The organism is Streptococcus mitis (assembly GCF_005844455.1).
GTDB lineage: Bacteria > Bacillota > Bacilli > Lactobacillales > Streptococcaceae > Streptococcus > Streptococcus mitis_BF.
In genome coordinates, this window is the sequence record NZ_SPGF01000110.1 from 1 (window position 1) to 1,904 (window position 1,904).

The 1,904-nt window shown below is 38.5% G+C and carries 3 protein-coding genes; 2 read left to right on the forward strand and 1 reads right to left on the reverse strand.

Features of this window, described 5'->3' with window-relative positions:
- Nucleotides 1-241 (forward strand): transposase (locus FGQ53_RS11615; protein WP_171019154.1); only part of this gene is annotated, 241 nt, incomplete at its 5' end.
- 34 nt (nt 242-275) lie between these two features.
- On the opposite strand, the gene FGQ53_RS11620 is transcribed toward FGQ53_RS11615, so the two are convergent.
- Nucleotides 276-812 carry a TetR/AcrR family transcriptional regulator gene (locus tag FGQ53_RS11620; protein ID WP_138338930.1) on the reverse strand — a complete coding sequence of 179 codons (537 nt, stop codon included), beginning with the start codon at nt 810-812 and terminating at the stop codon, nt 276-278.
- A 132-nt stretch (nt 813-944) separates the two neighbouring features.
- On the opposite strand from FGQ53_RS11620, the gene FGQ53_RS11625 reads away from it, so the two are divergent.
- Nucleotides 945-1,802, forward strand: coding sequence for a cation diffusion facilitator family transporter (locus FGQ53_RS11625; protein ID WP_138338933.1), 858 nt, complete (start codon nt 945-947; stop codon nt 1,800-1,802).
- Nucleotides 1,803-1,904: the final 102 nt, after the last annotated feature.

The following is a 1,904-nucleotide window of genomic DNA, read 5'->3' on the forward strand; positions in this document are numbered from 1 at the left end:
CACCTGGCACAAGTCTCAGGCTTTGGAGTTGCCAGAAAATATCACGTGTACATTTATTCCTCCCTACACTCCAGAAATGAATCCCATTGAGCAAGTTTGGGCAGAGATACGAAAGCGTGGATTCAAAAACAAGGCCTTCAAATCTTTAGAAGAAGTCATTTTGAAGTTAGAAACAGTGATTCAAAATTTGGAAACAGAATGCCTGAGGAAGATTGTTCACAGAAAATGGATTTATCCATAATAGATTTTTGATGAGTATGAGCTTTACTTGCTATTCAAATTTTAGGAATGAGAAGGTCTAGATAAAATTGGACAACTTCCTGGTCTGTAAAATCTTGTCCTTTTTTGAGCCACCAGGTCAATGTCTCGATAAAGTTGGATACGACCAAGTGTTGGAGGTAAGAAATAGGCAGACTCGGGTGAGTTTCTTTTAAATCATCAGCTAGCACGGAATAGACATGGTATTCTAGCTCTTTATGGAGTTGACGGAGGAAGTAGTCATTTTTGGAAAATAGCAGACTAGTGATATGGTCTTGGTTTTTCTGAAAATGCAGAAAGATATGGGCGAGATAATCCTCAGTTGAAATGGATTGCTCTCTTTCAAAGAGGTGATGGAAGAGGTAGCGGCAAAGCTCATCTAGAAGTAGTTCCTTACTCTCATAGTGACAGTAAAAGGTGGATCGTCCTACATCTGCGAGATTAATGATATCCTGAACTGTAGTGGATTCGTAGCCTTTATCGTTTAAAAGTTGTAGAAAAGCTTGATAGATGGCTTTTTTTGTTTTGCTAATACGGCGGTCGATGTTAGTCATATGGACATTTGAGGCAAATTGTTCAGAACTGAATAAAGCTGACGTTTTGCTTCTATCCTTTCTTTGAGTTTTAGTGGATAATGATAATGAACAAGGTGTTCATAAATCTATTATAACAAAGGAATGAGAAAGATGAAGGCAAAATATACTGTTTGGCTAGCTTTTTTCTTAAATTTAAGCTATGCTATTGTTGAGTTTATTGCAGGAGGAATATTTGGTTCGAGTGCTGTTCTTGCTGATTCTGTCCATGACTTAGGAGATGCCATAGCCATTGGCATATCAGGCCTTCTAGAAACAATCTCCAATCGTGAAGAAGATAGGCAGTACACCTTGGGTTACAAGCGATTTAGTCTTTTAGGGGCCCTGGTGACTGCTGTGATTCTTATCACAGGATCCATCCTAGTGATTTTGGAAAATATAACTAAACTTTTTAATCCACAGCCCGTTAATGATGAAGGTATCCTCTGGCTAGGAATCATTGCAGTAAGTATTAATGTGATAGCTAGCCTTGTAGTTCGTAAGGGAAAAACAAAGAACGAGTCAATTTTGAGTCTGCACTTTTTGGAAGATACCTTGGGTTGGGTGGCTGTCATCCTGATGGCCATTGTTATTCGATTTACCGATTGGTATATCTTGGATCCGCTCTTGTCTCTTGCTATTTCCTTCTTTATTCTGTCAAAAGCCCTTCCACGTTTTTGGAGCATGCTCAAGATATTCCTCGATGCAGTGCCAGAAGAAGTAGATATCCAGAAGATCCAGACGGATTTAGCAGAATTGGACCATGTCGCTAGTATCAATCAGCTTAATCTCTGGACTATGGATGGTTTGGAAAAAAATGCTATTGTCCATGTTTGTTTAAAAGAGATGGAGCATATGGAAACTTGTAAAGAATCTATTCGAATTTTCCTCAAAGATTGTGGCTTTCAAAATATTACCATTGAAGTTGATGCTGACCTAGAAAGTCACCAAGCACATAAGCGAAAGGTGTGAGTTGGAGCGGAATCATAGAGATTATTAGACTTCCTGCGAAACAAAATATGGTACAATAGTTCTATGAATTATGAAGCAAGCAAACAATTAACTGATGTACGA